Origin of the sequence: Nocardia sp. FBN12 (assembly GCF_050320175.1) — a bacterium.
GTDB lineage: Bacteria > Actinomycetota > Actinomycetes > Mycobacteriales > Mycobacteriaceae > Nocardia.
In genome coordinates, this window is sequence record NZ_CP190048.1 from 1130294 (window position 1) to 1155750 (window position 25457).

The window sequence follows — 25457 nt, forward strand, 5'->3', positions numbered from 1 at the left end:
TGCTGAGGAGACTGGTCCGATGCTGACAATCGGCGAGCTCGCGCGGTATGCCGGCGTCACGGTGCGGGCAGTGCGGCATTATCACGCCAAAGGGCTGCTGCCCGAGCCGGAGCGCGACCACTCCGGCTATCGCAGGTACGACCCGGGCGCCGTGGTCGAGCTGATAAAGATCCGGACCCTCGCCGCAGCCGGGGTCCCGTTGGCGCGCGTGCGGGAGTTGCTCCAGGCAGACGCACAGGAGTTCGCTACGGCGGTCGCGGACATCAACGAGCGGCTACGGGCGGAGATCTGGCAGCGGCAGCGGCACCGCGAGCAGATCGCCCGCCTCACTGCGGGCGACAGTTTGGCCCTGCCACCGCAGGTGGTCGAGTTTCTCGACCACCTGCGGGCGTTGGGTGTCGACGAGCGAATCGTCCGGGTCGAACGCGACGGCTGGATCCCGCTGGCCGCGCACTCACCCGAGCGAGTCTCGGAGCTGATGGCACGCAAATGGGAGGAAATCGCCCATCCGCAGCTCGTGGACTTCTATCTCACCCTCGGCCGCGCCCTCGACCGGACCGACAAGGACCCGATGCTGATCGAGCTGGTCGACAAGATGGCCGTCTATCTCTCGAAGCTGGCTGACGAGCGGGGAGCCGATTACGTCGGCGGCGATATCGAGCCGTCTTTGGCCGAACTGCTCGACGCGCTGGCCTTCGATACCGCGCCGCCTGCCCGTCGGCTGATCGAGTTACTGAAGCAGCGGGGTTGGGCAGGCTGGACCAAGCTCGAGCGCGTGGATCCGAGATAAGTGTCGATGTGAGCAAAGTCCCAGTCGCCCAGCACCGTTGATGATGTTGTGATAGGCCACAAATTCCTCGACCTGCGATCTTATCGACGCAGGTGGATGTTATCGACTGTCGCGAAGGCCACCGTGAAAGCGGATACCCGCGCCAACACTCCCGGTGTGATCTATTGCGAATTGTCGATAAATCGGCCTGATTTGGCGTTAGGGTCGAGCCAATTGCCGCGCTGACGCTCGATTCCCGAGTGATTCGGTGCTGGCACCGACCAAGTTGGAGGAGAGATGACCGCCTACCGGACCATTGTCGTCGGTACTGATGGCTCGGATTCGTCGTACGTGGCGGTGGAGAAGGCCGCGGCGCTCGCCGGGGACGCGGAGGCAACTCTCGTGCTGGCCTGCGCCTACTTCCCGACCGACGACCGCGACGTCGCCGCCGCCGCCGATGTGCTCAAGGACGAGGCCTACCAGGTCCGTGGCTCGGCCCCGACCAACGAGATCCTGCACATCGCGCGGGAGAAGGCCACCGCGGCCGGCGCGAAGAACATCGTCGACCGCGCCATCGTCGGCGAGCCCGTCGATTCGCTGCTCGACCTCGTCAACGAGGTGGACGCCGACCTGCTCGTCGTCGGCAACCGAGGCCTCAACACCCTCACCGGCCGCCTGCTCGGCTCCGTTCCCTCGGACGTTGCCCGCAAGTCCCGCTCGGACGTCCTGATCGTGCACACGGTGCGCTAGTTCGACACAACGAAGGCCCCTGACCGACCGTGGTCAGGGGCCTTCGTCGCGTTTCAGGCCGGTTCGAGCGAGGACAGCACCTCGGGAAGCTCCTCGGTGTGCACCACGGCCAGCCGCTGGGTGGCACGGGTCAGCGCGACGTAGAGGTCGTTGAGGCCGCGCGGGGACTCGTCCAGGATCGCCTGTGGCTCGACGAGATACACGCGGTCGAACTCGAGGCCCTTCGCGTCGTGGACGGTGAGTACCTGAACGGATTCACCTGCCAGCGAAGACAATTCGGGCACAAGGGCCGCGGGCGCGAGTACCGCGGAGGTGCCAGGGCCGTTCTCGGCGTCGAGCAATCGTGCCACCTCGCCCGCGACGTCGGCGGGCGCCACCCGGTGGGCGGGTGGCGGATTGCCGGTCTCACGGACCGAACGCGGCACCTTGGTTCCCGGATCGATCGCCGCGAGAACCTCGGCCGCGACCGCCATGATCTCGGCGGGGGTGCGGTAGTTCACCGTGAGCTCGGTGAGCTTCCAGCGTTGTGCCACATACGGTTCCAGCACGCGCTGCCAGGACGACGCGCCCGCCGGGTCGCCGGTCTGGGCCACATCGCCGACGACGGTGATCCAGCGATTCGGGATGCGCCGCATCACCATTCGCCAGGCCATTTCCGAAAGCTCTTGTGCCTCATCGACGATCACGTGACCGTAGGTCCAGGTACGGTCGCCCGCGGCGCGTTCGGCGGTGGTCTGGCGGTTGCCGAATTCCTGTCGCTGGGCCAGCTGGGAGGCGTCGATCAGGTCGTAGGCCATCAGGATCTCGGGGTCGAGTTCGTCTTCGATGTCCTGCGGTGCGGAGCCGGTGAGAATGTCGAGGGCGTCCTGCGCCTCCTCGATCTGGGCCCGCCAGCGACGTCGCGATCGTTCGCGTTCCTCGGTGTCGTCGACGCCGAGCAGTTCGGCCAGCTCGTCGAGCAGCGGGGCGTCGGCGGCACTGAAGTTGCCGTCGTCGGAGCGAACCAGTTCGGCGCGATCGCCGGCGCTCAGGTGCTTGGCGGCACGGTCGAGGCGGGCCGGGTCGGCGAGGAGGTCGGCGAGCACGTCCTGGGGCGAGAGCACCGGCCACAGCGCGCTGATCGCCGCCTGTACCTGCGGGTCGGCGCGCATCTCGTCGCCGATCTCGCTGAGGTCGGCGGAGCTGAGCAGACTCGTGCCGCCGGACAGGTCGGCGCCCATCGTCGCGGCGAGCTGATCGGTGAGCGCGTCGATCACCGACGACGCGAAGATCGGCCGGGCCAGGTTGTGCGGGCGCCGCGAGGACCGGGCCCGGCCGCGCGCCCGGGTCGCGATCTTACGATCCAGGGTCACCGGATAGCCGTCGAAAGCGAGGCGGACCGGCTCGGACGGCACCTCCTGGCGATCGCGCACCGCCTGCTTGAGCACCTCGAGCATCTCCAGCGAGCCTTTGATCTCGCCCGCGCGCAGCGAATCCTCGCGCACCGCCTTCACACCCGGATACAGGTCGCCGATGGTCGAGAGCAGCACACCGGTCTCGCCGAGCGAGGGGAGCACCTGGCCGATGTAGTCGAGGAAGGTGGCGTTCGGGCCGATGATCAGCACGCCGCTCTTGGCCAGCTGCTGACGGTAGGTGTAGAGCAGGAACGCCGCGCGGTGCAGCGCGACCGCGGTCTTGCCGGTGCCCGGCCCACCCTGCACCACGAGCACGCTCTTGTGCTCGGAGCGGATGATCGCGTCCTGCTCGCTCTGGATCGTCTCGACGATGTCGTTCATGTGCCCGGTACGGGCGGCGTTGAGCGCCGCCAGCAGCGCGCTCTCGCCACCGACACCGTCGTCGGTGCCGACCACACCGTCGCGTCGGGCGGCGTCGAGGTCGAGGTATTCGTCGTTGATCGCGGTCACCGCGCGGTTGCGCGAGCGGATGTGCCTGCGGCGGGTGACGTCCTCGGGATTGGCGGTGGTGGCCAGGTAGAACGGGCGAGCCAGCGGGGCGCGCCAGTCGAGCAGCAGCGGCTCGTAATCGTTGTCCTCGTCGAGGATGCCGAGCCGGCCGATGTAGCGCGCCTGTTCCTCGGTGCCGTCGAGGTCGATCCGGCCGAAGCACAGACCGTGCTCGGCGGCGTCGTACTTGGACAGGTCCTCGCTGTAGAGCTGGGTGAACGACTCGCGCTCACTGCGCGCCTGCGGTGTGCCATCGGCCTCGAGCAGCACGGTCTTGAGCCGGTTCTGCGCGTACTCGCGCATGCCGTCGAGCCGGTCGTAGAGCACCGAGAGGTACTTCTGCTCCTGTTCGATCTCGCGGTTGTGCGCGGCCGGGGAGGCGTCGGCGAGGCGGTCGGGCAAAACAGGACTCCTTTGTCACCGCGTTGAGAACAAGGTTGTCGAGTCTACGTGTCCGCGGGCAGGGCCGCCGCGACCGGGAAGACTTCGTCGCCGTGAACCGGGGTGAAGTGTTCGACCACCGGGAACGGCTCATAGAAGTGGTGCAACAGCGCACGCCAGCGCTGATATTCCGGTGACTCACGAAATCCCACGGTGTGGTCGGCCAGCCGCTCCCAGCGCACCAGCAGCAGATAGGCGTCGGGCCGCTCGACGCAGCGTGACAGCGACAACCCGCCGAACCCCGGCATCGCGGCGATGATCGGATACGCCTGCGCGAAGGCGGCTTCGAAAGCGGCGGCGGCACCGGGGCGAACGGGCAGCAGCACGTGCTCGACAATCACGTCGACCAGTCTGTCAGGAGGCGTGGGTGTTGTTCGAGCGTCGATTCTGACCGAGACCGAGGTCACGATGGGCCGACGGCTTGTCGCGGTACATCGCCAGGTCGGCGTCGTGCAGCACGGCCTCGGGGGTGCGGTGTTCGTGCGGGCCGAGTTCGGTGATGCCGACCGAGGCGCTCACCTCGAGACGATGACCGCTGGCGATGATCGGTTCCGACATCGTGACGCGCAGCCGCTCCACCAGCGCGGGCAGGTCGGCGCGCTGCGGATGACCGGCCAGCAGCACCAGGAACTCGTCGCCACCGAGTCGTCCGACCAGGTCTTCGCTGCGCAAGGCCTGCTGCAGTCGCTGGGCGACGATCTGCAACACGGTGTCGCCGATGGCGTGCCCGAGTGTGTCGTTGATCGCCTTGAATCCGTCGAGGTCGATGAACAGCACGGTGGTCACCAGGGTGCCGCCCTTGTCGGCGAGCGCCGCCGACAGTTGCGACAGGATCAGCGAACGATTCGCCAGCCCGGTCAGCGCGTCGTGGGTGGCCTGGTACTCGAGCTCACGTCTGCTCGCCCGGTACTCGGTGATGTCGGCGAAGGACGACACCCCCGCCGAATCCGGGTTGTCCGGATTGAGCAACCGGCAATTGCACGACAACCACACCTGCCGACCGTCGGCGCGCTCGACACCGAAGACGAACTGGGTCACCGACTCGCCCGTCGCGAGGGTGTGTGCCATCGGATGCCTGGTCGGCGCGAGCGGCTGACCGTCGCGGTCGATCATCCTCGCGGGCAGATCGTTGATGTGGACGCCGAGCACCGGCTCCGCCTCGTCGATGCCGAGTATGCGTTTGCCCGCGGGGTTGATCGATTCCAGGCGACCGCGCCGATCGACGACGAGCACCCCTTCTTCCAATTGCGACACCACGGTCGTGAAATACGCTTCCGCCCGACGGGCCGACGCCTCGGCGGCGCGCTGTGCGGTGAGGTCGTGCACGACCACCTGGAACGCCAGTTTCTCCTGCCACGCCGTGAGGACCGAGACGGTCTGCACCGGCACCGTGCGCCCGTCCACCCGGACGAGATCCATCGCGGTGGGCGGCGAGGCCGAACCCTCGGCGGTCAGCTGGTTGATCCGCTCCAGCATCGGCCCGACGGAATCGGGATGGACGAACACGGTGATCGACAAGCCGAGCAGGTCGTCGGCCGAGCGGGCGCCGAGCAGTCGCACCATCGCCGGATTGACGTAGACGATGGTCCCGGCCTCGTGCACACAGATGGCGTCGGGGGTGTGTTCGACCAGCGATCGGTAGCGCTGCGCGAGCTGCTCGGCGCTCGCCGCGTCGGTCCTTCCTTCTCCCACTGCGAAACCCCCGATCTCGGCCTGGTCTGCGAACGGCATCCCGGACTAGTCTGGTGATCCTTCATGAAGATCCGCGAGGAGCGATGTGACACCGGACGTGCTCACGGGCGGCATGGCCCACCCCCTCGATTCTATGTCGATCGCCGGCATCGGTGTCGTCTCCGGTTACGGGTGGGGGCGCGAATTCTTGTGGCAGGGCCTGATGGGGGGCAAACCGGCCGCCCGTTTGTACCCCGGTTACGGGCCTGGACGCGATGAGCACGCCTGGGTCGGACGGATTGCCGACGGTGGTGACCCGGCGGACGGAACCGGCCTGTTCGGGCGTGCCGTGCACGTCGCGGCCACCGAGGCGATCGCCGACGCGCAGGCGCGCGGGTGGCGCCGGGAGGGTCGCACCGTCGGCCTCGTCCACGCGTTCACCCTGGGCGATGTCGCCGACTGGCGAGATTTCTACCTGCGCGACGGCGGCCACCGCCGGTCCCGCGACTACCTGCGGCTGTTGCCGTCGACGCCCATCTCGGTGGTGATGCAGGAATTCGGTTTCCACGGACCCGCGATGAACGTTTCGGCGGCCTGCAGTTCGGGCAATGTCGGCCTGTTGACCGCGGCGATGTGGCGTGCCGCGGGCTTGGTCGACGATGTGCTGTGCATCACGACCGACGTCTCGGCGACGCCCGACATGCTCGAACATTTCGTCAACATGGGCGCCGCGGTCGGCGACGAGGACCCGTTCACCGCGTGCAGGCCCTTCCAGGAGAACACGCTCGGTTTCACCATGGCCGAGGCGTCGGTGGCGCTGCTGCTGACCGACGCCGTCGCGTCGCCGTACGCGCGCGTCCTCGGCGGCGCGATGACCAACGACGCGTTCCACGTGGTCTCGGTGGACCCCACCCACGCCCAGATCATCGCCTGCGCCGAGCGCGCGCTGACGAACGCAGGCATCGATGCCGCCGAGGTGGCGTATTTCAACGCACACGGCACCGGCACCCGGCAGTGTGACGCCGCCGAACGTGATGTGCTGACCACCGTCTTCGACGACCGCCCCGCCGTCACCGCACTCAAACCGCTCGTCGGGCACTGCCAAGGCGCTTCCGCCGCAATCGAAGTCGCCGCGGTCGCCCTGTCCTATGAGCGCGGGATCGCCGCCTCGGCGCCGATCGTCGCGCCCGCGCATCCGCGACTGCTCAACGGCCCGACTCCGATGATCGACGGGCCGACCCTGAAATTGTCAATGGGTATGGGGGGCAACAACGCCGCGGTGATCCTGGCCCAGGTCTGAGGTCAGTCCTCGCCGGTTTCTGGCCCGCCCGCCAGGGCGAAACCGCCGGTCGTCGGCGCGTCCTGGGGCAGCGGCACCGCCCAGCGCAGCTGCGTGCCCGGCATCTCGGGGTGGTTGCCGTCGGCGTCGGGGCGCTTGGCCGGGCCGATCTCGAAGTGCCCGCCCGCCTCCTGCGCGCGTTGTTCGAGATTGCGCAGCCCGCTGCGGATCACGTGGTTCGGAATGCCCCAGCCGTTGTCGGACACCGTGATCACCAGATCGTCGGCCACCTCGATCACGATGGCGACCGTGTCGGCGCCGGAATGGCGGACCGCGTTGCTCACCGCCTCGCGCACCACCGCCTCGGCATGGTCGGCCAGCTGCGGATCGAGCACCGACAGCGGGCCCGACACCTGGATCGTCGCACGCAGGGCGATGTCGGCGGTCTGGCGCCGGATCGCCAGCTCGAGGCGCTGCTGCAGGCCCTCGCTGTGGCCCGAGCCGCTGGCGTGCAGGTCGAAGATGGAGGTGCGAATCTCCTGCACCACCTCCTGCAGATCCATGATCACTGTCGAAAGGCGTTGCCGCACTTCGGGAACCACGGCTTTGGGTAAGGTCGCCTGCACCGTGAGGCCGATCGCGAACAGCCGCTGGATCACATGATCGTGCAGATCACGGGCGATCCGATCGCGGTCGGCGACGAGGTCGAGTTCGCGCATCCGCTGCTGCGCGTCGGCCAGTCGCACCGCCAGCGCGGCCTGATCACAGAAGGCCGCCGTGAGTTCGAGCATCTCGTCGGAATACGGTGCGAAACCCGGCGGCCGGAAGGTCACCAGGACGCCGAGGGTGGCATCGGGTGTGCACAGCGGCAGCACGAGAGCCGGTCCGGCACCGGGCAGTTCGGCCACGGGGAACTCCACGCCGAGGGTCACCTTCGACACATCGTCGAAGCGCAGTGGTGTCCGTCTGCTGAACGCGTCACCCACCACCGTGCCCGCGATCGGAATGGTCTGCCAGTCCTGGCCCGCGTCGGGGCCGGTCCACTGCGTGACCACCAATTCGCTGATTTCGCCCGGCAATTCGTCGGGCACCGGCACCGAGGCGAGGAACGCCTGATGCGATCCGGTCAGCCCGCGCGCGTGATCGACCACATGGCCGAGCACCCTGTCGGATTCGGTACCGGCCAGGAATTCCGTCGCGATATCGCGGGTGGCCTCGATCCAGGCCTGCCTGGTGCGTGCCTGCTCGTAGAGTCGCGCGTTGTCGACCGCGATCCCCGCCGCGGCCGCCAGCGCGAGGACCAGGACTTCGTCTTCCTCGGTGAACGGCTGACCGTCGGACTTCTCGGTCAGGTAGAGGCTGCCGAACACCTCGTCCCGGATGCGGACGGGCACACCGAGAAACGTGTGCATCGGCGGATGTCCCGCCGGAAAACCGATCGAGGATTCGTGCTGGGTGAGATCGGCCAGCCGCAGCGGCGCCTTGTGCGCGAACACCGCGCCGAGGACGCCGTGGCCCGCGGGTAATCGCGCGATCCGGTCGCGGATCTGATCCGGCATACCCTCGTCGATGAACTGCGCGACCTGCTGATCGTGGCCGCGCACCGCCAGCGCTCCGTAGCGGGCGTCGACGAGATTCATCGCGGTGCGCACGATGGTGCGCAGGGTTTCGTCAAGGTCGAGACCTGCGGTGACCGTGAGCATGGCCTCGACGAGACCGTCCATCCGATCACGCGAGCCGATCATCACCTCGACCCGATCGGCGACCTCGCCGAGCAGGCTGCGCAACATCTGCCGCGATGCCGTCTGGTCAGCCGAATAGCGGCCGCCCCGACCGTCATTCGCCATCGCAGTATCCCGTCTTCGCAGCTCCTCGAGTGAGTCGCAACAAAGTCTAGTCCGCAATGAGGGGACTTTCGGCCCTTCACTCGCACCGGCGGTAGTGGTGGCATTGGGCACCGGGAATTGGGATCGAGAAGTGGGGCACATGATGAATTCGTTGTCGAGCACCCAGCACTGGACGACCGCCGCGGACCCGGAGCTTGCCGTGACCACGCGTGGCGAAGTGCCGGCCCAGGACGTCACCCGCGCTGTCCGGGCCATCACGCGCGTGATGCGCAGGCATCACCTCGACAGTCCGGCCAGGGTGCGTGTCACCGCGCCGCAGGGTTTCGACGAGCCGACGCTGGTGCAGGCCAACATCCGGACCAACGACACCTTCACCCGAGTCCAGGTCACCGGCCCCGGCGGTTTCGCCGTCACCTTCGCCGCCGAGCGGCTCGACCGTCAGCTCGCCCGCCGTGCGGGTAAGGAAGCGCGCGGCGCGTGGCCCGATCCGGCCCGTCGTCCGCTGGCCCAGATCACCGAGACGCGGCCGATCATCCGCCGCAAGGACTGCGCCCTGATGACCGGCACCCCGCTGGAAGCCAGCACGGTGCTGGACGCGATGGACTACGACGCCTACCTGTTCACCGACGCCGACACCGGCGAGGACGCCATCGTCACCTGGGCCGATCCGCACGGTGTCGCGCTGGCCAGGCAGCGGCGCACCGCCGCGGCGGGTGCGTCGGCCGAGCTGCCGCTCACCGCGAGCGCGATGCCGGTGCGGGTGGTGCAGGACGCGGCTCCGGTCTTCGCCGAGGACGAAGCCTCCGACGCGCTGTGCGCCGCCGGGCTGCCCTACCTGTTCTTCACCGACAGCCACACCGGCCGCGGGAACCTGCTCTACCGTCGCTATGACGGGGATCTCACCATCGTCGTCCCGTCCTGAACGGTCACGGCTCGCGAAGTTTGGTCGCCAGGACGGCGGCCTGGGTGCGACGTTCGACACCGAGTTTCGCGAGTAGCCGCGACACGTAGTTCTTGACCGTCTTCTCCGCGAGGAACATGCGCGCGGCGATCTGCCGGTTGGTCAGGCCCTCACCGAGCAGTTCGAGTAGCCGGCGTTCCTGGTCGGTGAGCCCGGCCAGTGGTCCCGACGGTTCGGCGCTGCGGCGCAGCCGGGCGCGCAAGGCGTCGGCGGCGCGGGTGTCGAGCAGCGAGTGGCCCGCGCCGACCTGTTTGATCGCGTCCGCCAGCTTCATCCCGTCGATGTTCTTGACGACATACCCGCTGGCTCCGGCCAGGATGGCGTCGAGCATGGCGTGCTCGTCGGAGAACGAGGTCAGGATCAGGCAGTGCAGGTCGTCGAACTCGGCGAGCAGGTTTCGGCACAGTTCGATGCCGTTGCCGTCGGGTAACCGCACATCGAGCACCGCGACATCGGGGCGGGCCTCGCGGATGCGCACCATCGCCTCGGCGACGCCGCCTGCCTGACCGATCACAGTGAGTTCTGGATCACCTTCCAGGAGGTCGATCAACCCGCGCCGGACGATCTCGTGGTCGTCGACCAGGAACACCTCGAGCACGTCGGCTCCTTCATCATGTCGAACGATCCACCCTTGTGGTCCAACATAATCCGCGCATCTCGGTTGTGGGGCGGGTCGGTGAACCAGAAGTGTCACGCCCCCTGTGCAGCGCGCACGGTCGAGGGGGCATCGCGGCCGCGCACCGAAACTTGTCGGACCCCCCGCCTAGCATTGACGACGGGGGAATATGTCCGGTCGGCGGATGACGATGGAGAAGGGATTCACCAGGTGGCGGAACGCCTCACTGTGCGCGGAGCTCGGGAACACAACCTGAAAGGTGTAGACCTGGATTTGCCGCGCGACAGCCTGATCGTGTTCACCGGTCTGTCCGGTTCCGGGAAGTCGAGCCTGGCGTTCGACACGATCTTCGCCGAGGGGCAGCGCCGCTACGTCGAATCGCTGTCGGCCTACGCGCGACAGTTCCTCGGGCAGATGGACAAGCCGGATGTCGACTTCATCGAGGGTCTCTCGCCCGCGGTGTCGATCGACCAGAAGTCGACCAACCGCAACCCGCGGTCCACGGTCGGCACCATCACCGAGGTCTACGACTACCTGCGCCTGCTCTACGCCCGCGCGGGCACGCCGCACTGCCCGGTCTGCCATGAGCTGATCGAAAAGCAGAGTCCGCAGCAGATCGTCGATCAGGTGCTGGCCATGGACGACGGTCTCAAGTTCCAGGTGCTCGCGCCGGTGGTGCGCACCCGCAAGGGCGAGTTCGTCGACCTGTTCGACCAGCTCAAGACCCAGGGTTACTCGCGTGTGCGGGTCGACGGCGTGGTGTATCCGCTCACCGATCCGCCGAAGCTGAAGAAACAGGAGAAGCACGACGTCGAGGTGGTCGTCGACCGCCTGTCGGTCAAGGCCGCCTCCAAACAGCGCCTCACCGACTCGATCGAGACCGCGCTGCGCCTGGCCGACGGCATCGTCGTGCTCGATTTCGTCGACCGCGACGAGCACGCCCACGATCGTGAGCGCCGCTTCTCCGAGCGGCTGGCTTGCCCCAACGGCCACCCCCTCGACATCGAAGACCTCGAGCCCCGCTCGTTCTCCTTCAACTCGCCCTACGGCGCCTGCCCTGACTGCACCGGCCTCGGCATCCGCAAGGAGGTCGACCCGGAACTGGTGGTGCCCGATCCGGACCTGAGCCTGGCCGAGGGTGCGATCGCACCGTGGTCGCGCGGGCAGACCGCCGAATACTTCAACCGGCTGCTCTCGGGCCTGGCCGAGGCGGTCGGCTTCTCGATGGACACCGCGTGGCGCGACTTGCCCGCGAAGGCGCGCAAGGCGGTGCTGGAAGGCAGCTCCGACCAGGTCCATGTGTCCTATACCAACCGCTACGGCCGCAAGCGCTCCTACTACGCCGATTTCGAAGGCGTGATGCCGTTCCTGCAGCGGCGCATGGACAACACCGAGTCCGAGCAGATGAAGGAGCACTACGACGGCTACATGCGCGATGTGGCCTGCCCGGTCTGCAACGGCTCGCGGCTGCGCCCGGAGATCCTGGCCGTCACCCTTGCCTCCGACGGCACCGACAAGTCGATCGCCGAGGTCAGCGAGCTGTCCATCGGCGACTGCGCGCACTTCCTGAACTCGCTCACGCTGGGGGAGCGCGAGACCGCGATCGCCGGCCAGGTGCTCAAGGAGATTCAGGCCAGGCTCGGGTTCCTGCTCGACGTGGGCCTGGAGTACCTGACGCTCTCGCGCGCCGCCGCGACCCTGTCCGGTGGTGAGGCCCAGCGCATCCGATTGGCCACGCAGATCGGTTCGGGTCTGGTCGGTGTCCTCTATGTTCTCGACGAGCCGTCGATCGGTCTGCACCAGCGCGACAACCGCAGGCTCATCGAGACGCTGCTGCGGTTGAAGAAACTGGGCAACACGTTGATCGTCGTCGAGCACGACGAGGACACCATCCGCGCCTCGGACTGGGTGGTCGACATCGGCCCCCTCGCCGGCGAGCACGGCGGCCGCGTGGTACACAGCGGCCCCTACGAGGAGCTGCTCACCGAGCCCGAATCCCTCACCGGCGCTTACCTTTCCGGCCGGGAGCAGATCGAGCTGCCGCTGGTGCGGCGGGCGATCGACAAGAAGCGCAAGCTCACCGTCGTCGGGGCCACCGAACACAATCTGCAGAACGTCGACGTGGCGTTCCCGCTGGGTGTGCTCACCGCGATCACCGGTGTCTCGGGTTCGGGCAAGTCCACCCTGGTCAACGACATCCTGGCCACCGTTCTCGCGAACAAGCTCAACGGCGCCCGCCAGGTGCCGGGCAGGCACACCAGGATCAACGGTCTCGACAACCTCGACAAACTGGTGCAGGTCGACCAGTCGCCGATCGGCCGCACCCCCCGCTCGAATCCGGCCACCTACACCGGCGTCTTCGACAAGATCCGCACCCTGTTCGCCTCCACCACCGAGGCCAAAGTGCGCGGCTACCAACCCGGGCGGTTCTCCTTCAACGTCAAGGGCGGCCGCTGCGAAGCCTGCTCGGGCGACGGCACGCTCAAGATCGAGATGAACTTCCTGCCCGATGTGTACGTCCCCTGCGAGGTCTGCCACGGCGCTCGCTACAACCGGGAAACCCTCGAGGTGCACTACAAGGGCAAGACCATCGCCGAAGTCCTCGACATGCCGATCGACGAGGCCGCGGATTTCTTCGAGGCGATCACCTCGATCCACCGCTACCTCAAGACGCTCGTCGAGGTCGGCCTGGGTTACGTGCGTCTCGGCCAGAGCGCCCCGACATTGTCCGGTGGTGAGGCCCAGCGCGTGAAACTGGCCGCCGAACTGCAGAAGCGATCCATGGGCCGGACGGTCTACATCCTCGACGAGCCGACCACCGGTCTGCACTTCGAGGACATCCGCAAGCTGCTCAAGGTGATCAACGGCCTGGTCGACAAGGGCAACACGGTGATCGTGATCGAGCACAACCTCGATGTCATCAAGACCGCCGACTGGGTCATCGACATGGGCCCCGAGGGCGGTTCCGGCGGCGGCACCGTGGTCGCCACCGGCACCCCGGAAGACATCGCCGGGGTGTCGGACAGCTACACCGGACAGTTCCTCAAGGAGGTGCTGGCGGCACCCGCGCCGAAGAAGCCCGCCGCGAAGAGGGCAGCCAAGAAAGCCGCCCCCGCGGCGAAGAAGGCACCGGCGGAAACACCGGCGGCCAAGCGGTTGGCGCGAAAGGCGGCCGCGCTGCGCTGAGTCCGGATACCTTTCCTTCGAGATCGCGGCAGGGACTTTCCGAAACCTCCACGAAGTGAAACAGCCGTAGGTAACATTCGCCTCACCGTCCCCGGACCACCGGGTAGTAGCGGTTTGTCGGCGGCTCGATCGTCGTGTAGTTCGAAAGGAACGTCCTCATGGATGAAGCCACCACGGCGCTCATCGCCCAGATTCTCGGTTTCCTCGCAGGCGGGTCGTCGTTGGCTTACGAGCCCACCAAGCCGACCGCCTGACCTGGAAGTATCGAAAGGAACACCTGTCATGGATACCGGAAGCGCGGCGCTGTTCACCGCCCTCGCCAACATGCTCGCCACTGGCTCGGCCGTGTCGGTCACCCCGGGCGGCCCCACTCCGACCCCCACTGTCTGAGTCGCGGCTCCAGTTCGCAGCAGACGAAAAAAGATCCGCCGGCGCACTAGCGCCGGCGGATCTTTTCATCGGTGGAACTGTCAGTGCACCGGACCTGTGTACTTCTCGCCCGGGCCCATCCCCGGCGCGTCCGGCACCGAGGACGCCTCGCGGAACGCGCGCTGCAGCGCCTGCAAGCCCTCGCGGATCGGGCCCGCGTGCGGGCCGAGGTACTCCACCGACGACGTGACCAGCCCGGCCAGCGCGGTGATCACCCGGCGCGCCTCGTCGAGATCGACCCCCGCGCCCGAATTCGGGTTCTCCCCGGCCAGGCCCAGCTTCTCCGCCGCCGAACTCATCAGCATCACGGCGGCCCGGCTGATCACCTCGACAGCGGGGATGTCGGCCAGGTCGCGCACAGGAGGATCGAGCTCGTCAGTCATGCTGATCAGGCTATAGCGAGCCCGATCGTCGATGATCGGGCCCGGCCGATTCGGTGATAGCCCAACGCCATGCTAGACTTTCCGCTGACGACCGCCCCTGGATGTGTCATGCATCTGTGGGGCAGATAAGTGGAGCCCGACTCCCACCGTTACCGGCGAGCAATCGTTCGGATCAACGGTCCCGGTCACCCGTTCATTGTGATGGGTTTCCCGTGTGCCTCGGCATGCGGGGGTCGACAACCGAGCTCGTGAGGGCATCGGCTGTGGGCGATCGGTCGACATCGGGCCCCGTCGCGGAGAAATACCGCAGCGGGGCTTTCGTGTTGAAACAGGGGTTGCAGTTATTGCGTGCGGTCGTTAAGACGACACCGCTTGACCTAGGAGGCCCCATCAGCACTGAGACCCGCATCAACGATCGCATCCGTGTTCCCGAGGTTCGACTCATCGGACCCGGCGGCGAACAGGTTGGGATCGTGCGTGTTGAAGATGCACTACGCGTCGCGCTCGAAGCCGACCTCGACCTCGTCGAGGTAGCACCCGATGCCCGTCCGCCGGTCTGCAAGATCATGGACTACGGCAAGTTCAAGTACGAGACCGCGCAGAAGGCGCGCGAGTCCCGTAAGAACCAGGTCCAGACCGTGATCAAGGAGCAGAAGCTCCGTCCGAAGATCGACGACCACGACTACGAGACCAAGAAGCGCAACGTCGTTCGCTTCCTCGAAGCCGGGTCGAAGGTCAAGGTCACGATCATGTTCCGCGGTCGTGAGCAGTCGCGTCCCGAACTCGGCTTCCGGTTGCTCCAGCGTCTGGGCTCCGACGTGGCCGATCTCGGTTTCGTCGAGACCTCGGCCAAGCAGGACGGCCGCAACATGACCATGGTCCTCGCGCCCCACAAGGGTGCGAAGACGCGGGTGAAGGCCCAGCAGGACTCTTCGGCCCCGGCAGCAGTTCGCCAGCCGACCGGTCCCGCGAGTGCCGAACCGGCCGCGCCCGTCGAGTCGGCCGCACCGGTCGAGCAGGCCGCGCCTGCCGAGCAGGCTGCGCCGGCCGACCCGCAGTAAACGATTTCAACGACTAGATAGAGGAATCCATGCCGAAGAACAAGACCCACAGCGGCGCCAAGAAGCGATTCAAGGTGACCGGCCGGGGCAAGCTGCTTCGCGAGCAGGCGAACCGTCGCCACCTCCTGGAGCACAAGTCCTCTCGCCGGACTCGTCGTCTGGAAGGCACGGAGTCCGTCGCTTCCGTCGACGTCCCCCGCGTGAAGCGGCTGCTCGGTCTCGCCTGACCTTTCCGGTCAGCTCGACCGTCGCAACCCGACGATTCCGCGGCCGGGATAACCGGACGCCGACAACTACCGAATTCGGGCGCCGCCGCGCCCCCCGATGATCAAGGACTACCAAAGTGGCACGCGTCAAAAGGGCCGTCAACGCTCAGAAGAAGCGCCGTTCCATCCTCGAGGCCTCCAAGGGCTACCGGGGCCAGCGTTCGCGCCTGTACCGCAAGGCCAAGGAACAGCAGCTCCACTCGCTGACCTACGCCTACCGCGACCGCAAGGCGCGCAAGGGTGACTTCCGCAAGCTGTGGATTGCTCGTATCAACGCCGCCGCGCGTCTGAACGACATCACCTACAACCGCTTCATCCAGGGCCTCAAGGCCGCTGGTGTCGAGGTGGACCGCAAGATCCTCGCCGAGCTCGCCGTCTCGGACGCCGAGGCCTTCGCCGGCCTGGTGGCCGTCGCCAAGGCCGCGCTGCCTGCCGACGTCAACGCCCCGGCCACCGCTGCCTGAGCTTGACGACACACAGCGATCTGTCGGAACGACCCGTGGACGCGCTCTCCGAGCGCAATCCGCGGGTCGTTTCCGCTGTCAAGTTCCAGCGCGCGGCCCAGCGCCGCAAGTCCGGCCTGTTCCTCGCCGAGGGCGCCAACGCCGTCTCCGCTGCTCTGGAGACCGGCCGCGTCCGCGAGATCTTCTACTCCCTTGCCGCCGCTGGTCGTGACAACGCGCTGATCGCCGGTGCCACCGCCGACGGCGTCCGCACCACCTTGGTCAGCGATCGCGCCGCCGAACATCTCGGCGAAACCGTCACCGCGCCCGGCCTCGTCGCCGTGTGCGAACTGATCGACGTGCCGCTGGGCGAGATCCTCGACGGCGGCCCACGCATGCTCGCCGTCCCCGTCGAAATCGCCGAACCCGGCAACGCGGGCACCCTGATCCGGGTCGCCGACGCGGTCGGCGCCGACGGCGTGGTCCTCGCGGGCGACACCGTCGACCCGCACAACGGCAAATGCGTTCGTGCCAGCGCGGGCTCGCTGTTCCACGTCCCGATCGCCCGCAGCCGCGACATCACCGCCACGCTCGACGCGATCTCCGCCGCGGGCGTGACGATCCTCGCGACCGCCGCCACCGGCGAAGTGGATCTCGATTCCGCCGACGAGATCCTCAGCGGCCCGGTTGCCTGGCTCTTCGGCAACGAGGCGCACGGGTTGGATCCCGCCGTCGCGGCGCGCGCCGACCACCGCATCCGCATCCCCATCCACGGCCGCGCCGAGAGCCTGAATCTGGCTGCGGCAGCGGCTATCTGCCTCTACGCGAGCGCCCGCGTGCAGCACGCGACGTAGTCCTCACGACGGTGCGCTCCGGCCACGGAGATGGTCGATCTGGGTATGGCTGAGCTGTTCGGCCCTGCGCATGTGCTCGGTGATCACCGCGAGCTCGTCCTCGGTGTGGGTGTCGAGTAGCGCCTCCCAGCCTGCGCCGAGGTCGTCCCATACGGCGGTGACGCGCGCGACGCGCTCGGGCACGGGGGAGACCAGGACCCGACGGCGGTCGTCGGCGTCGGGTTCGCGCACCACATAGCCGTCGCGCTCGAGCCGGTCGACCAAGCGGGTGGCGGAGCCGGTGGTGAGTCCGGTCATGTCGGCGATCTGTTTGACGGTGAGTGGCCTCGGCTCGGCGGTGAGCAGGCTCAGGCACTGCAGATCGGTGGGGTGCAAGCCCAGATGGTCGGCGACAGCCTGGTTGAACAGGACATACGAGGCCATGTACTGCCGCGAGACGCGCGACAACTCCGCGTAGCGGGCCGATCTACTCTGCTCTGTAATTCGGATCACACTCCTAATTAGCTGCGCGACGCAGTTAAGACGGTTAGATTACTGCATGGCGCAGTTAATGCGCCGCACAGCAAATCATACCGGAGGTACATCGTGCTCACCATCGCCGTTACCGGCGCCACCGGCGCACAGGGCGGCGCCACCGCTCGCGCCCTGCTCGCCATGGGTCACCGCATCCGCGCGCTCACCCGATTTCCCGACAGTCCCGCCGCCGTGGCGTTGTGCGAGCTCGGCGCCGAGGTCCATTACGCCGACTTCGACGACCGTGAATCCCTCGACGTCGCCCTGGTCGCTGTCGATTCGCTCTTCCTCGTGACCACGCCGTTCGGCACCGACACCGTGGTCGAAACCCGCCAGGGGGTCACCGTGGTCGACGCCGCCGTCGCCGCGCGCGTCGGCCACATCGTCTTCACCTCCGCCGCGCACGCCGACCGCGCCACCGGAATCCCGCACTACGACAGCAAATTCGCGATCGAAGAGCACTTGCGGGCGAGCGGCGTCGCGTGGACCGTCATCGCGCCCGCCGCGTTCATGGACAATTACGCCACCGGCTGGACCCTCGACGCTCTGCGCGACGGCACCTTCGCCTGGCCGATGCCCGCCGACCGGTCGCTCACCCTCATCTGCGCCGAGGACATCGGGGCCTTCGCCGCGCTCACCCTCGATCGCCGGGCCGAATTCGCGGACCGCCGCATCGATCTCGCCGCCGACGAACTCACCCCGGCCCGACTGGCTGCCGCACTGGCCGTCGCCATCGATCGCCCGATCGCCCACCACGAAGTCCCGCTCTTCGTTGTCCGCCGCCACTCCGAAGATCTGGCCGCCATGTTCGAATACTTCGCCACCGTCGGACTCGATGTCGACGTCAGTGGCCTGCGCCGCGACTATCCGGACGTCGCCTGGCACTCGTTCGCCGACTGGGCCCGCGCGCAGAACTGGCCCGCGCTGCTCGCCCGCTGAGCGGTCTCAGCACTCGGGCGTGGTGGCGCTGCGCAGGTCGGTGAGGATTTCAGTGGCCCAGGGGAGTTCGATGGCATCGCTGCCCGCGACTTGCATCGCGGTCATGATTGTCAGCAGCATGCCGGTCGCGACAAAGCGGCGTGATTCGAGGGTGTCGGCGCCGGTGAGTTCGCCGATCAGGCGATACATCCGTCCGAACCGCTCCCGCATGTGGTCGCCGATCACCGGATCCGCGCTGGCGGCGGCGCCGTGCAGCAGGACGAGGGGCAGTTCACGCTCGGCCAGGAAGACGTCGTAGCCCTGGCCGAGGGCGCGCAATGCTGCCGCGGCATCGGCGCCGGGGGCGATCTCCGCGTCGCGGAACACCTGCTCGATGCGGGTGCACACCTCGAGCAGGCAGGCGATGAACAACTGCTGCTTGGTCCCGAACAGCCGGATCACATAGGGCTGCGAAACTCCCGCCAGCCGCGCGATCTCATCGGTTTTCGTTGCGGCGTAACCAGATTCGGCAAACGCGCGGATCGCCGCTTCGAGCACCTGGGCGCTGCGCTCCGACGCGGTCATCCGGGTTCTGGTCATGGCGGCGCTGCCTCCTCGTCGATTGCCTCTTGACATGTTATCAGTCGATGCATAAACATGAACGGAGAAGTTATCAGTCAATAACAACTAAGGGCTCGGCATGACGCAAACACTCGAATCCGGCGACGCGCGAGCCGCCGTGACGCCACTGAATTCCGGGGTGAAGCCCAAGCCGCTCGGTGCGGTCATCGCCGCCGTCGGCATTCCGATGTTCATGGTGACGTTGGACAACCTGGTCGTGACGAACGCCCTTCCGGTGATCAAAGCCGAACTGGGAGCTTCGCTTTCGGATCTGCAGTGGTTCATCAACGCCTACACGCTGTCCTTCGCCGCGCTCTTGCTGTCGGCCTCGGCCCTGGGTGACCGGATCGGCCGTCGCCGGGTGTTCCTGGCGGGCATCGGCATCTTCGTCGTCGCCTCGGCGGCGTGCGCGCTGGCCACTGAACCGTGGCAGCTGATCGCTGCCCGTGCGGTGCAAGGCGTCGGCGGTGCGGCGGTGATGCCGTTGTCGCTCACGCTGCTCGCCGCCGCGGTGCCCGCCAAGATGCGCAGCGCCGCGATCGGCATCTGGGGTGGCATCGCCGGCCTGGGTGTCGCGGTCGGCCCGGTGGTCGGCGGCGCGGTGGTCGACGGACTGAATTGGCAGTGGATCTTCTGGCTCAATGTCCCCATCGGCCTGCTGGCACTGCCCTTCGCCGCGCGCATGCTCGTTGAATCACGGGGCACCGCGAGGAAACTCGACTACCTGGGCGTGCTGCTCTCGGCCGGTGGCGTGCTCGCGCTGGTGTGGGGTGTCATCCACGGTGCCGACGACGGCTGGACCGCACCGCAGGTTCTCACCGCGCTGATCGGTGGCGCCGCGCTGCTTGTCGCGTTCGTCGCCTGGGAAAGCTACGTCGCCGACCCGATGCTCCCGCTACGCATGTTCACCTCCCGCGGCCTGAGCCTCAGCTTCATCGTGTCCTTCGGCTTCTCGTCCGGTGTCTTCGGCTCGATCTTCCTGCTCGCTCAGTTCTTCCAGGTGGTCCAGGGCTATTCGCCGCTGGAATCCGGCATCCGCACGATGCCGTGGACGATGGTCCCGATGGTCGTCGCCCCGCTGGCCGGCCTGATCGTCGACCGCGTCGGCGCTCGTACTCTCATCGCGATCGGTCAACTGTGCCTGGCGGTCTCCCTGGCGTGGATGGCGATGATCACCACCGCAGACGTCCCCTACCTCGCCTTCGTCGCCCCCTTCGTGCTCGGCGGTATCGGCATGGGCCTCACCTTCGCCCCGTCCTCCACCATCGTCATGGCCAGCGCTTCCCCCGCTGACCAGGGCATGGCGTCGGGAATCAGCAGCACCGTCCGCGAAGTCGGCGTCGCCATGGGCATCGCCGTCCTGGCCTCGGTCTTCGCCTCCTACGGCTCCTACACCGACCCGCAGGCCTACGTGGACGGCCTGGTGCCCGCGGTCTGGGTGGGCGCCGCGCTGGTCGCCTGTGCCGCGGTAGTGGCCGCGTTCCTGCCCCGGCACAACCACCCCGCGGAATAGCTGCCTGCCGCAGGTTCCCGGAGCAGGTGGTTGTCGCCGAAGGGCACGACAACCACCTGCTCGTTGTCGTCGTAGATGATGTCTCCCGGCGCCTCGGAATCCAACCGCGCCCACGCGACCCCGTGCGCATCGAGAATCGCGAGATACCCCTCGACCCGCTCGATCATCGACACCGCACCCGCCTTGAACCACGAGGCCGCACCCGGATTCAGTGCCCGGTCGTACACCCGTGGATCCACATCGCTCGGATTCGTCAGATTCTCGCTGAACCAATCATTGCCGGTCCGGCGGAACCGCACCTCCCGAGCACTCAACTGCCCGGCCGCCCACAACCCGTTCACCAGGCCGAACACGCCCGGATACCGTCCGTGTCGATGGGGCTGGGCAGCCTGGAATCGAACAAACGAGAGTGCACCGGCCGACACGACCCGACGGTCACCGAGCCCCGTCATCCGACACCGTCCGGATGCTGCCCCTGCGCCTGCTGTTCGGGCCGGTTCGCGCACAACCCCGCTGCACGCGGAAACGGCCGCCGCCCCACCGGTCGAATCCCGAAGCCACACAACGCAAGCCCGCTCCCCGCCGCGGTAACCCGACCACGTCGCCCCTGCGGCGAGGTCGGATCGCAAGTCTGTTCAGCCATCGAGTCATCCTGTTCTCGAGTCGAACACGCCGGTGTATTTGCTCAGTTGGACGCACCCCGAACCCATTCGGTTCCCTCGAATTCAGAAAGTTTCCGATTCCCCTGAGAAACAGCCGATTTCGGGCACAACACCGATGCCGCGCACAGATCCGGTATCGCGCGGTACGGCGCCTCGACACCGCACCCGACTCGATCTTGCTGCCATGGAGCTCCGTGCAGGGGTTCCGGCTACACCGCCGACTCGGTCGAGAGCTGCTCGTCGTGGATCTGATCCCGGGAGTCGGCCCGAAACCGCCGGTGCTTGCCAGGTCACCGCGATGAGCCGGTTGATCACTGGCTCGACCAGGTCAGCCTCCCGAACCCCTGGGGTTGTCCCTCGACACTGCGTGCCTGCCGCGATACGACGAGTAGCCGCGCCGCGACCCCCGACCTGATCGGGCAGTCCGCGATCGCGGGATCCCGTACGAGGGTTATGCGGGTGACGGTCGTGACCGGCGCGCCGGCGTGGATGCCGCCGACACAGACCTCATAGGCGCCGGGTGTGAGGTCGGCGCATGTGCGCTGATCGGTCCACCACCCGACCCCTGTCGACCTGCGCTGATCGTGTCGCTAGTAATCCGGATGAATCGCGTCAGCACCATCCCATAGGATTTACGCAGCACCGATGCGGGATGGCAATGACGCGCCCGCGAACCGATCCCCAGGGGAGAGTCGAACAATCGTGGCCGACGACAATAGTGGAGTCGAGCAGAGCGCCTCGCTGACCGAGGAGGCACTCGCGGCAGCGGCGGCCGAGGCCGAGAAGGCGTTCGCGGCGGCGGGCGACCTGGATGCGCTGGCGGTTGCCAAGACCGACTACATCGGCGGTAAGTCGCCGATCGCGCTCGCGCAGCGTGGGCTGGGCAGTGTGCCCAAGGAAGAGAAGGCCGAGGCCGGTAAGCGGGTCAACGTCGCGCGCAAGCGGGTCTCCGACGCGTTCGAGGCACGCCGTGCCGCGCTCCTGGCGGAGCGTGACCAGGCGGTGCTCATCTCCGAGAAGATCGACGTCACGCTGCCCGCGCGCCGTCAGCCGGTCGGCGCCCGGCACCCGATCACCGTCATCTCCGAGCAGATCGCCGACTTCTTCATCGGCATGGGCTGGGAGGTCGCCGAGGGCCCCGAGGTGGAGACCGAGCACTACAACTTCGACGCGCTGAACTTCCTGCCCGATCACCCCGCGCGCACCATGCAGGACACCTTCCACATCGCCCCGGAGGGTTCGCGCCAGGTGCTGCGCACGCACACCTCCCCGGTCCAGGTGCGGACCATGCTCACCCGCGACGTGCCGATCTACATCGCGTGCCCCGGCCGCACCTTCCGCACCGACGAGCTCGACGCCACCCACACCCCGGTGTTCTCGCAAGTGGAGGGCCTGGCGGTCGACAAGGGTCTCACCATGGCGCACCTGCGCGGCACCCTTGACGCGTTCGCGCGCGCCATGTTCGGCCCCGAGACCCGAACTCGTATGCGCCCCAACTACTTCCCCTTCACCGAACCCTCGGCCGAGGTCGACGTGTGGTTCCCGAACAAGAAGGGCGGCGCGGGCTGGATCGAGTGGGGCGGCTGCGGCATGGTCAACCCGAAGGTCCTGATCGCCAGCGGCATCGATCCCGAGGTGTATTCCGGGTTCGCGTTCGGCATGGGCATGGAGCGCACCCTGCAGTTCCAGACCACCATCCCCGACATGCGCGACATCGTCGAGGGTGACGTGCGGTTCACCCTGCCCTTCGGTATCCGGTCTTAAGAGAGAGCGAAACGTCAAGTGCGAGTAGCGCAGTCCTGGCTGACCGAGATCCTGCAGCGCACCACCCCCGAGTGGTCGGTGTCGGCGGAAGAACTCGACGCGGGCTTCGTCCGGGTGGGTCTGGAAGTCGAAGAGGTCGACAAGCTCGAGCCGATCGGCGGCAGTATCGACAAGCCGCTGGTCGTCGGCCGCGTCGCCGAGATCACCGAGCTGACCGAGTTCAAGAAGCCGATCCGCTTCTGCAAGGTCGACGTCGGCAACCCCGAATTGCAGGAAATCGTCTGCGGCGCACGTAATTTCGCCGTGGACGACCTCGTGGTGGTCGTGCTGCCCGGTGGTGAGCTGCCCGGCGGGTTCAAGATCTCCTCGCGCAAGACCTACGGCCACACCTCCAACGGCATGATCTGCTCGGTCGCCGAACTCGGCATCGGCAAGGATCATGACGGCATCCTGGTGCTCGAGCCCGGTTCGGCGCAGCCCGGCGACGACGCGAATGTGCTGTTGGGCACCGATGACACGATCATCGAACTCAACATCACCCCCGATCGTGGCTACTGCTTCTCGGTGCGCGGTCTGGCTCGCGAGCTGGCCTGCGGCTTCGACCTCGAATACGCCGACCCCGCCGTGCGCACGCTGCCCGAGGCCGACGCGCAGGCCTGGCCGGTGCGGTTGGAAGACGATTCCGAGTGCACCCGCTTCGGCGTGCGCCGTGTCACCGGGATGAACCCGAACGCGGTGAGCCCGCTGTGGTTGCAGCGCAGGCTGATGCTGTCGGGGATGCGCCCGATCTCCCCGGCGGTCGACGTCACCAACTACGTGATGCTCGAACTCGGTCAGCCACTACACGCCTTCGATGCCGCGAAGTTGCACGGCGGCTTGGTGGTTCGCTCGGCGCACAAGGGTGAGACCCTGCGCACCCTCGACGACACCGAGCGCACCCTCGACGCCGAGGACGTGGTGATCGCCGATGATTCCGGCGTCATCTCCCTCGCCGGTGTCATGGGTGGCGCGAGCACCGAGGTCGGCGCCGAGACCACCGATGTGGTCCTGGAAGCCGCCGTCTGGAACCCGCTGCGGGTGTACCGGACCGCGCGCCGGCACAAGCTCTCCTCGGAAGCGGGCAAGCGCTACGAACGCGTCGTCGATCCCGAGATCAATATCGCCGCGCTCGACCGCGCCGCGACCCTGCTCGCCGACATCACCGGCGGCACCATCGAATCCGCGCTCACCGATATCCGGGTGCCATCGGAACCGGTCGCGCCGATCGCGATGGACATCGACCTGCCCGATCGCGTCGCCGGTGTCACCTACCCCGCCGGTACCTCGGTGCGCAGGCTCGCCCAGATCGGCGCTGGCGTCGAGATCGAGGTCAACGACGCGGGCAAGACCCAGCTGCTCGTCACCCCGCCGAGCTGGCGGCCCGACCTTTCGCAGCCCGCTGACCTGGTCGAAGAGGTCCTGCGGCTGGAAGGTCTCGAGCAGATCCCGTCCATCCTGCCGACCGCGCCCGGTGGCCGTGGCCTGACCGCGCTGCAGCAGCGTCGCCGTGCGGTGAGCCGGGCGCTGGCCTTCGCCGGTGCCGTCGAGGTGCCGCCGCCCGCGTTCCTGCCCGGCGGTGTGTTCGAGGTGTGGGGTCTGGATGCCGACGACCCGCGCCGCAACACCACCCGGGTGCTGAATCCCCTCGACAGCGACCGACCGGAACTGCCGACCACGTTGCTGCCGGGTCTGCTGGAAGTGGCCGCCCGCAACATCTCTCGCGGTGCGCGCGACCTCACCATCTATGGCATCGCCCAGGTGGTCCAGCCCGGTTCCGAGACCCACGCGGTCGAGGCACTGCCGGTGGACCGGCGTCCCACCGACGAGCAGATCGCCGAACTGAACGCGTCGCTGCCCGCGCAGCCGGTGCACGTGGCCGCGGTACTCAGCGGCAAGCACGATCCACGCGGGCCGTGGGGGCCGGGCCGTCCGGCCGAGGCCGCCGACGCCTTCGCGCTGGTCGACGACCTCGCCGACGCGGCGGGCGTCACCATCGAACGCCGGTCCGCCGCCTACCTCCCGTGGCACCCCGGTCGCTGCGCGGAACTGCTCGTCGACGGTGTGGTCGTCGGCCACGCGGGCGAACTGCACCCCGCCGTTCTGGAGCGCGCGGGCCTGCCCCCGCGCACCTGCGCGCTGGAAGTCGACCTCGACGCCCTGCCGCTGAACGTATCCCTGCCCGCGCCGACGATTTCGGCGTTCCCGGCCGTCCTGCAGGACGTGTCGATCAGCGTCGAGAAGGCCGTGCCCGCCGCCCAGGTGGAAACGGCACTGCGCACCGGCGGCGGCGACCTCCTCGAGAGCATCACCCTGTTCGACGTCTACGAAGGCGCCCAGGCAGGCGAGGGCCGCAAATCCCTCACCTACGCCCTGCGCTTCCGTGCCCCCGACCGCACCCTCACCGAAGACGAGGCCAGCGCCGCCCGCGACGCCGCCGTCGCCTCGGCCACCACCGCGGTCGGCGCCGAACTGCGCGGCTGATCCTCGCTCGACCCCCGAAGGCCGTCCGGTTTCCACCGGGCGGCCTT

The 25457-nt window shown here is 67.7% G+C and carries 22 protein-coding genes; 13 read left to right on the forward strand and 9 right to left on the reverse strand.

What is annotated here, in order from left to right; all coding sequences use genetic code 11:
* Nucleotides 1–19: 19 nt before the first annotated feature.
* Nucleotides 20–790 carry a MerR family transcriptional regulator gene (locus ACQHI0_RS05675; protein WP_427906866.1) on the forward strand — a complete coding sequence of 257 codons (771 nt, stop codon included), beginning with the start codon at nt 20–22 and terminating at the stop codon, nt 788–790.
* Nucleotides 791–1066: 276 nt separating this feature from the next.
* Nucleotides 1067–1519, forward strand: coding sequence for a universal stress protein (locus tag ACQHI0_RS05680; RefSeq protein WP_427906867.1), 453 nt, complete (start codon nt 1067–1069; stop codon nt 1517–1519).
* Between the two features lie 53 nt (nt 1520–1572).
* On the opposite strand, the gene ACQHI0_RS05685 is transcribed toward ACQHI0_RS05680, so the two are convergent.
* From ACQHI0_RS05685 to ACQHI0_RS05695, 3 genes are read right to left on the reverse strand one after another with little or no spacing between them, the layout of a single operon-like run.
* On the reverse strand, nt 1573–3864 hold the full coding sequence (locus tag ACQHI0_RS05685; protein ID WP_427906868.1) for a HelD family protein: 2292 nt from the start codon (nt 3862–3864) through the stop codon (nt 1573–1575).
* Nucleotides 3865–3908: 44 nt separating this feature from the next.
* Complete coding sequence (locus ACQHI0_RS05690) at nt 3909–4244, reverse strand: antibiotic biosynthesis monooxygenase family protein (RefSeq protein WP_427906869.1); 336 nt, start codon at nt 4242–4244, stop codon at nt 3909–3911.
* Nucleotides 4245–4257: 13 nt separating this feature from the next.
* The gene (locus tag ACQHI0_RS05695) at nt 4258–5634 is read right to left on the reverse strand and encodes a diguanylate cyclase domain-containing protein (protein WP_427906870.1); all 1377 of its coding nucleotides are present in this window, start codon (nt 5632–5634) and stop codon (nt 4258–4260) included.
* Nucleotides 5635–5680: 46 nt separating this feature from the next.
* Between ACQHI0_RS05695 and ACQHI0_RS05700 the strand changes: the two genes are divergently transcribed.
* The gene (locus ACQHI0_RS05700) at nt 5681–6874 is read left to right on the forward strand and encodes a beta-ketoacyl synthase N-terminal-like domain-containing protein (RefSeq protein ID WP_427906871.1); all 1194 of its coding nucleotides are present in this window, start codon (nt 5681–5683) and stop codon (nt 6872–6874) included.
* 2 nt (nt 6875–6876) lie between these two features.
* Here ACQHI0_RS05700 and ACQHI0_RS05705 read toward each other — a convergent pair whose 3' ends face one another.
* On the reverse strand, nt 6877–8700 hold the full coding sequence (locus tag ACQHI0_RS05705; RefSeq protein WP_427906872.1) for a GAF domain-containing protein: 1824 nt from the start codon (nt 8698–8700) through the stop codon (nt 6877–6879).
* 139 nt (nt 8701–8839) lie between these two features.
* On the opposite strand from ACQHI0_RS05705, the gene ACQHI0_RS05710 reads away from it, so the two are divergent.
* Nucleotides 8840–9622 carry a sigma 54 modulation/S30EA ribosomal C-terminal domain-containing protein gene (locus tag ACQHI0_RS05710; RefSeq protein ID WP_427906873.1) on the forward strand — a complete coding sequence of 261 codons (783 nt, stop codon included), beginning with the start codon at nt 8840–8842 and terminating at the stop codon, nt 9620–9622.
* Nucleotides 9623–9626: 4 nt separating this feature from the next.
* Here ACQHI0_RS05710 and ACQHI0_RS05715 read toward each other — a convergent pair whose 3' ends face one another.
* Nucleotides 9627–10259 carry a response regulator transcription factor gene (locus ACQHI0_RS05715; RefSeq protein WP_056824462.1) on the reverse strand — a complete coding sequence of 211 codons (633 nt, stop codon included), beginning with the start codon at nt 10257–10259 and terminating at the stop codon, nt 9627–9629.
* 228 nt (nt 10260–10487) lie between these two features.
* Here ACQHI0_RS05715 and uvrA point away from each other — a divergent pair, with 228 nt between their 5' ends.
* The gene (gene uvrA, locus ACQHI0_RS05720) at nt 10488–13463 is read left to right on the forward strand and encodes an excinuclease ABC subunit UvrA (protein WP_427906874.1); all 2976 of its coding nucleotides are present in this window, start codon (nt 10488–10490) and stop codon (nt 13461–13463) included.
* 470 nt (nt 13464–13933) lie between these two features.
* On the opposite strand, the gene ACQHI0_RS05725 is transcribed toward uvrA, so the two are convergent.
* Complete coding sequence (locus ACQHI0_RS05725) at nt 13934–14275, reverse strand: DUF1844 domain-containing protein (protein ID WP_266287438.1); 342 nt, start codon at nt 14273–14275, stop codon at nt 13934–13936.
* Between the two features lie 335 nt (nt 14276–14610).
* Between ACQHI0_RS05725 and infC the strand changes: the two genes are divergently transcribed.
* The 4 genes from infC to ACQHI0_RS05745 all read left to right on the forward strand — a co-directional run bounded on the left by infC (nt 14611) and on the right by ACQHI0_RS05745 (nt 16899).
* Nucleotides 14611–15336, forward strand: coding sequence for a translation initiation factor IF-3 (infC, locus tag ACQHI0_RS05730; RefSeq protein ID WP_378909025.1), 726 nt, complete (start codon nt 14611–14613; stop codon nt 15334–15336).
* Nucleotides 15337–15365: 29 nt separating this feature from the next.
* On the forward strand, nt 15366–15563 hold the full coding sequence (rpmI, locus tag ACQHI0_RS05735; protein WP_056824456.1) for a 50S ribosomal protein L35: 198 nt from the start codon (nt 15366–15368) through the stop codon (nt 15561–15563).
* 116 nt (nt 15564–15679) lie between these two features.
* Nucleotides 15680–16066 carry a 50S ribosomal protein L20 gene (rplT, locus tag ACQHI0_RS05740; protein WP_019046423.1) on the forward strand — a complete coding sequence of 129 codons (387 nt, stop codon included), beginning with the start codon at nt 15680–15682 and terminating at the stop codon, nt 16064–16066.
* 35 nt (nt 16067–16101) lie between these two features.
* Complete coding sequence (locus tag ACQHI0_RS05745; RefSeq protein WP_427906875.1) at nt 16102–16899, forward strand: TrmH family RNA methyltransferase; 798 nt, start codon at nt 16102–16104, stop codon at nt 16897–16899.
* Nucleotides 16900–16902: 3 nt separating this feature from the next.
* On the opposite strand, the gene ACQHI0_RS05750 is transcribed toward ACQHI0_RS05745, so the two are convergent.
* Nucleotides 16903–17391 (reverse strand): MarR family winged helix-turn-helix transcriptional regulator, encoded by a 489-nt coding sequence (locus ACQHI0_RS05750; RefSeq protein WP_427906876.1) that lies wholly within the window; start codon nt 17389–17391, stop codon nt 16903–16905.
* 93 nt (nt 17392–17484) lie between these two features.
* Between ACQHI0_RS05750 and ACQHI0_RS05755 the strand changes: the two genes are divergently transcribed.
* Nucleotides 17485–18351 (forward strand): NmrA/HSCARG family protein, encoded by an 867-nt coding sequence (locus tag ACQHI0_RS05755; protein ID WP_427906877.1) that lies wholly within the window; start codon nt 17485–17487, stop codon nt 18349–18351.
* Nucleotides 18352–18357: 6 nt separating this feature from the next.
* On the opposite strand, the gene ACQHI0_RS05760 is transcribed toward ACQHI0_RS05755, so the two are convergent.
* Nucleotides 18358–18930: a TetR/AcrR family transcriptional regulator gene (locus tag ACQHI0_RS05760; RefSeq protein ID WP_427906878.1), complete on the reverse strand. Its 573-nt coding sequence runs from the start codon at nt 18928–18930 to the stop codon at nt 18358–18360.
* 100 nt (nt 18931–19030) lie between these two features.
* Here ACQHI0_RS05760 and ACQHI0_RS05765 point away from each other — a divergent pair, with 100 nt between their 5' ends.
* Entirely contained in the window at nt 19031–20464 is a 1434-nt protein-coding gene (locus ACQHI0_RS05765; protein WP_427906879.1) for a DHA2 family efflux MFS transporter permease subunit, read from the forward strand.
* On the opposite strand, the gene ACQHI0_RS05770 is transcribed toward ACQHI0_RS05765, so the two are convergent.
* The gene (locus ACQHI0_RS05770) at nt 20359–20889 is read right to left on the reverse strand and encodes a hypothetical protein (RefSeq protein ID WP_427906880.1); all 531 of its coding nucleotides are present in this window, start codon (nt 20887–20889) and stop codon (nt 20359–20361) included. The two genes, ACQHI0_RS05765 and ACQHI0_RS05770, sit on opposite strands and share 106 nt — an antisense overlap.
* Before the next feature lie 939 nt (nt 20890–21828).
* On the opposite strand from ACQHI0_RS05770, the gene pheS reads away from it, so the two are divergent.
* Both pheS and pheT read left to right on the forward strand, forming a co-directional pair.
* Nucleotides 21829–22890: a phenylalanine--tRNA ligase subunit alpha gene (gene pheS / locus ACQHI0_RS05775; RefSeq protein WP_427906881.1), complete on the forward strand. Its 1062-nt coding sequence runs from the start codon at nt 21829–21831 to the stop codon at nt 22888–22890.
* Between the two features lie 18 nt (nt 22891–22908).
* Entirely contained in the window at nt 22909–25410 is a 2502-nt protein-coding gene (pheT, locus tag ACQHI0_RS05780; RefSeq protein WP_427906882.1) for a phenylalanine--tRNA ligase subunit beta, read from the forward strand.
* Nucleotides 25411–25457: the final 47 nt, after the last annotated feature.

Excerpts from the sequence above, each read along its gene's own strand:
- ACQHI0_RS05675 (WP_427906866.1), top strand. The coding sequence starts at position 20 with ATGCTGACAATCGGCGAGCTCGCGCGGTATGCCGGCGTCACGGTGCGG.
- rpmI (WP_056824456.1), top strand. The coding sequence starts at position 15,366 with ATGCCGAAGAACAAGACCCACAGCGGCGCCAAGAAGCGATTCAAGGTG.
- ACQHI0_RS05680 (WP_427906867.1), top strand. The coding sequence starts at position 1,067 with ATGACCGCCTACCGGACCATTGTCGTCGGTACTGATGGCTCGGATTCG.
- ACQHI0_RS05760 (WP_427906878.1), bottom strand. The coding sequence starts at position 18,930 with ATGACCAGAACCCGGATGACCGCGTCGGAGCGCAGCGCCCAGGTGCTC.
- ACQHI0_RS05710 (WP_427906873.1), top strand. The coding sequence starts at position 8,840 with ATGATGAATTCGTTGTCGAGCACCCAGCACTGGACGACCGCCGCGGAC.
- ACQHI0_RS05695 (WP_427906870.1), bottom strand. The coding sequence starts at position 5,634 with ATGCCGTTCGCAGACCAGGCCGAGATCGGGGGTTTCGCAGTGGGAGAA.
- ACQHI0_RS05765 (WP_427906879.1), top strand. The coding sequence starts at position 19,031 with ATGACGCAAACACTCGAATCCGGCGACGCGCGAGCCGCCGTGACGCCA.
- ACQHI0_RS05725 (WP_266287438.1), bottom strand. The coding sequence starts at position 14,275 with ATGACTGACGAGCTCGATCCTCCTGTGCGCGACCTGGCCGACATCCCC.
- ACQHI0_RS05705 (WP_427906872.1), bottom strand. The coding sequence starts at position 8,700 with ATGGCGAATGACGGTCGGGGCGGCCGCTATTCGGCTGACCAGACGGCA.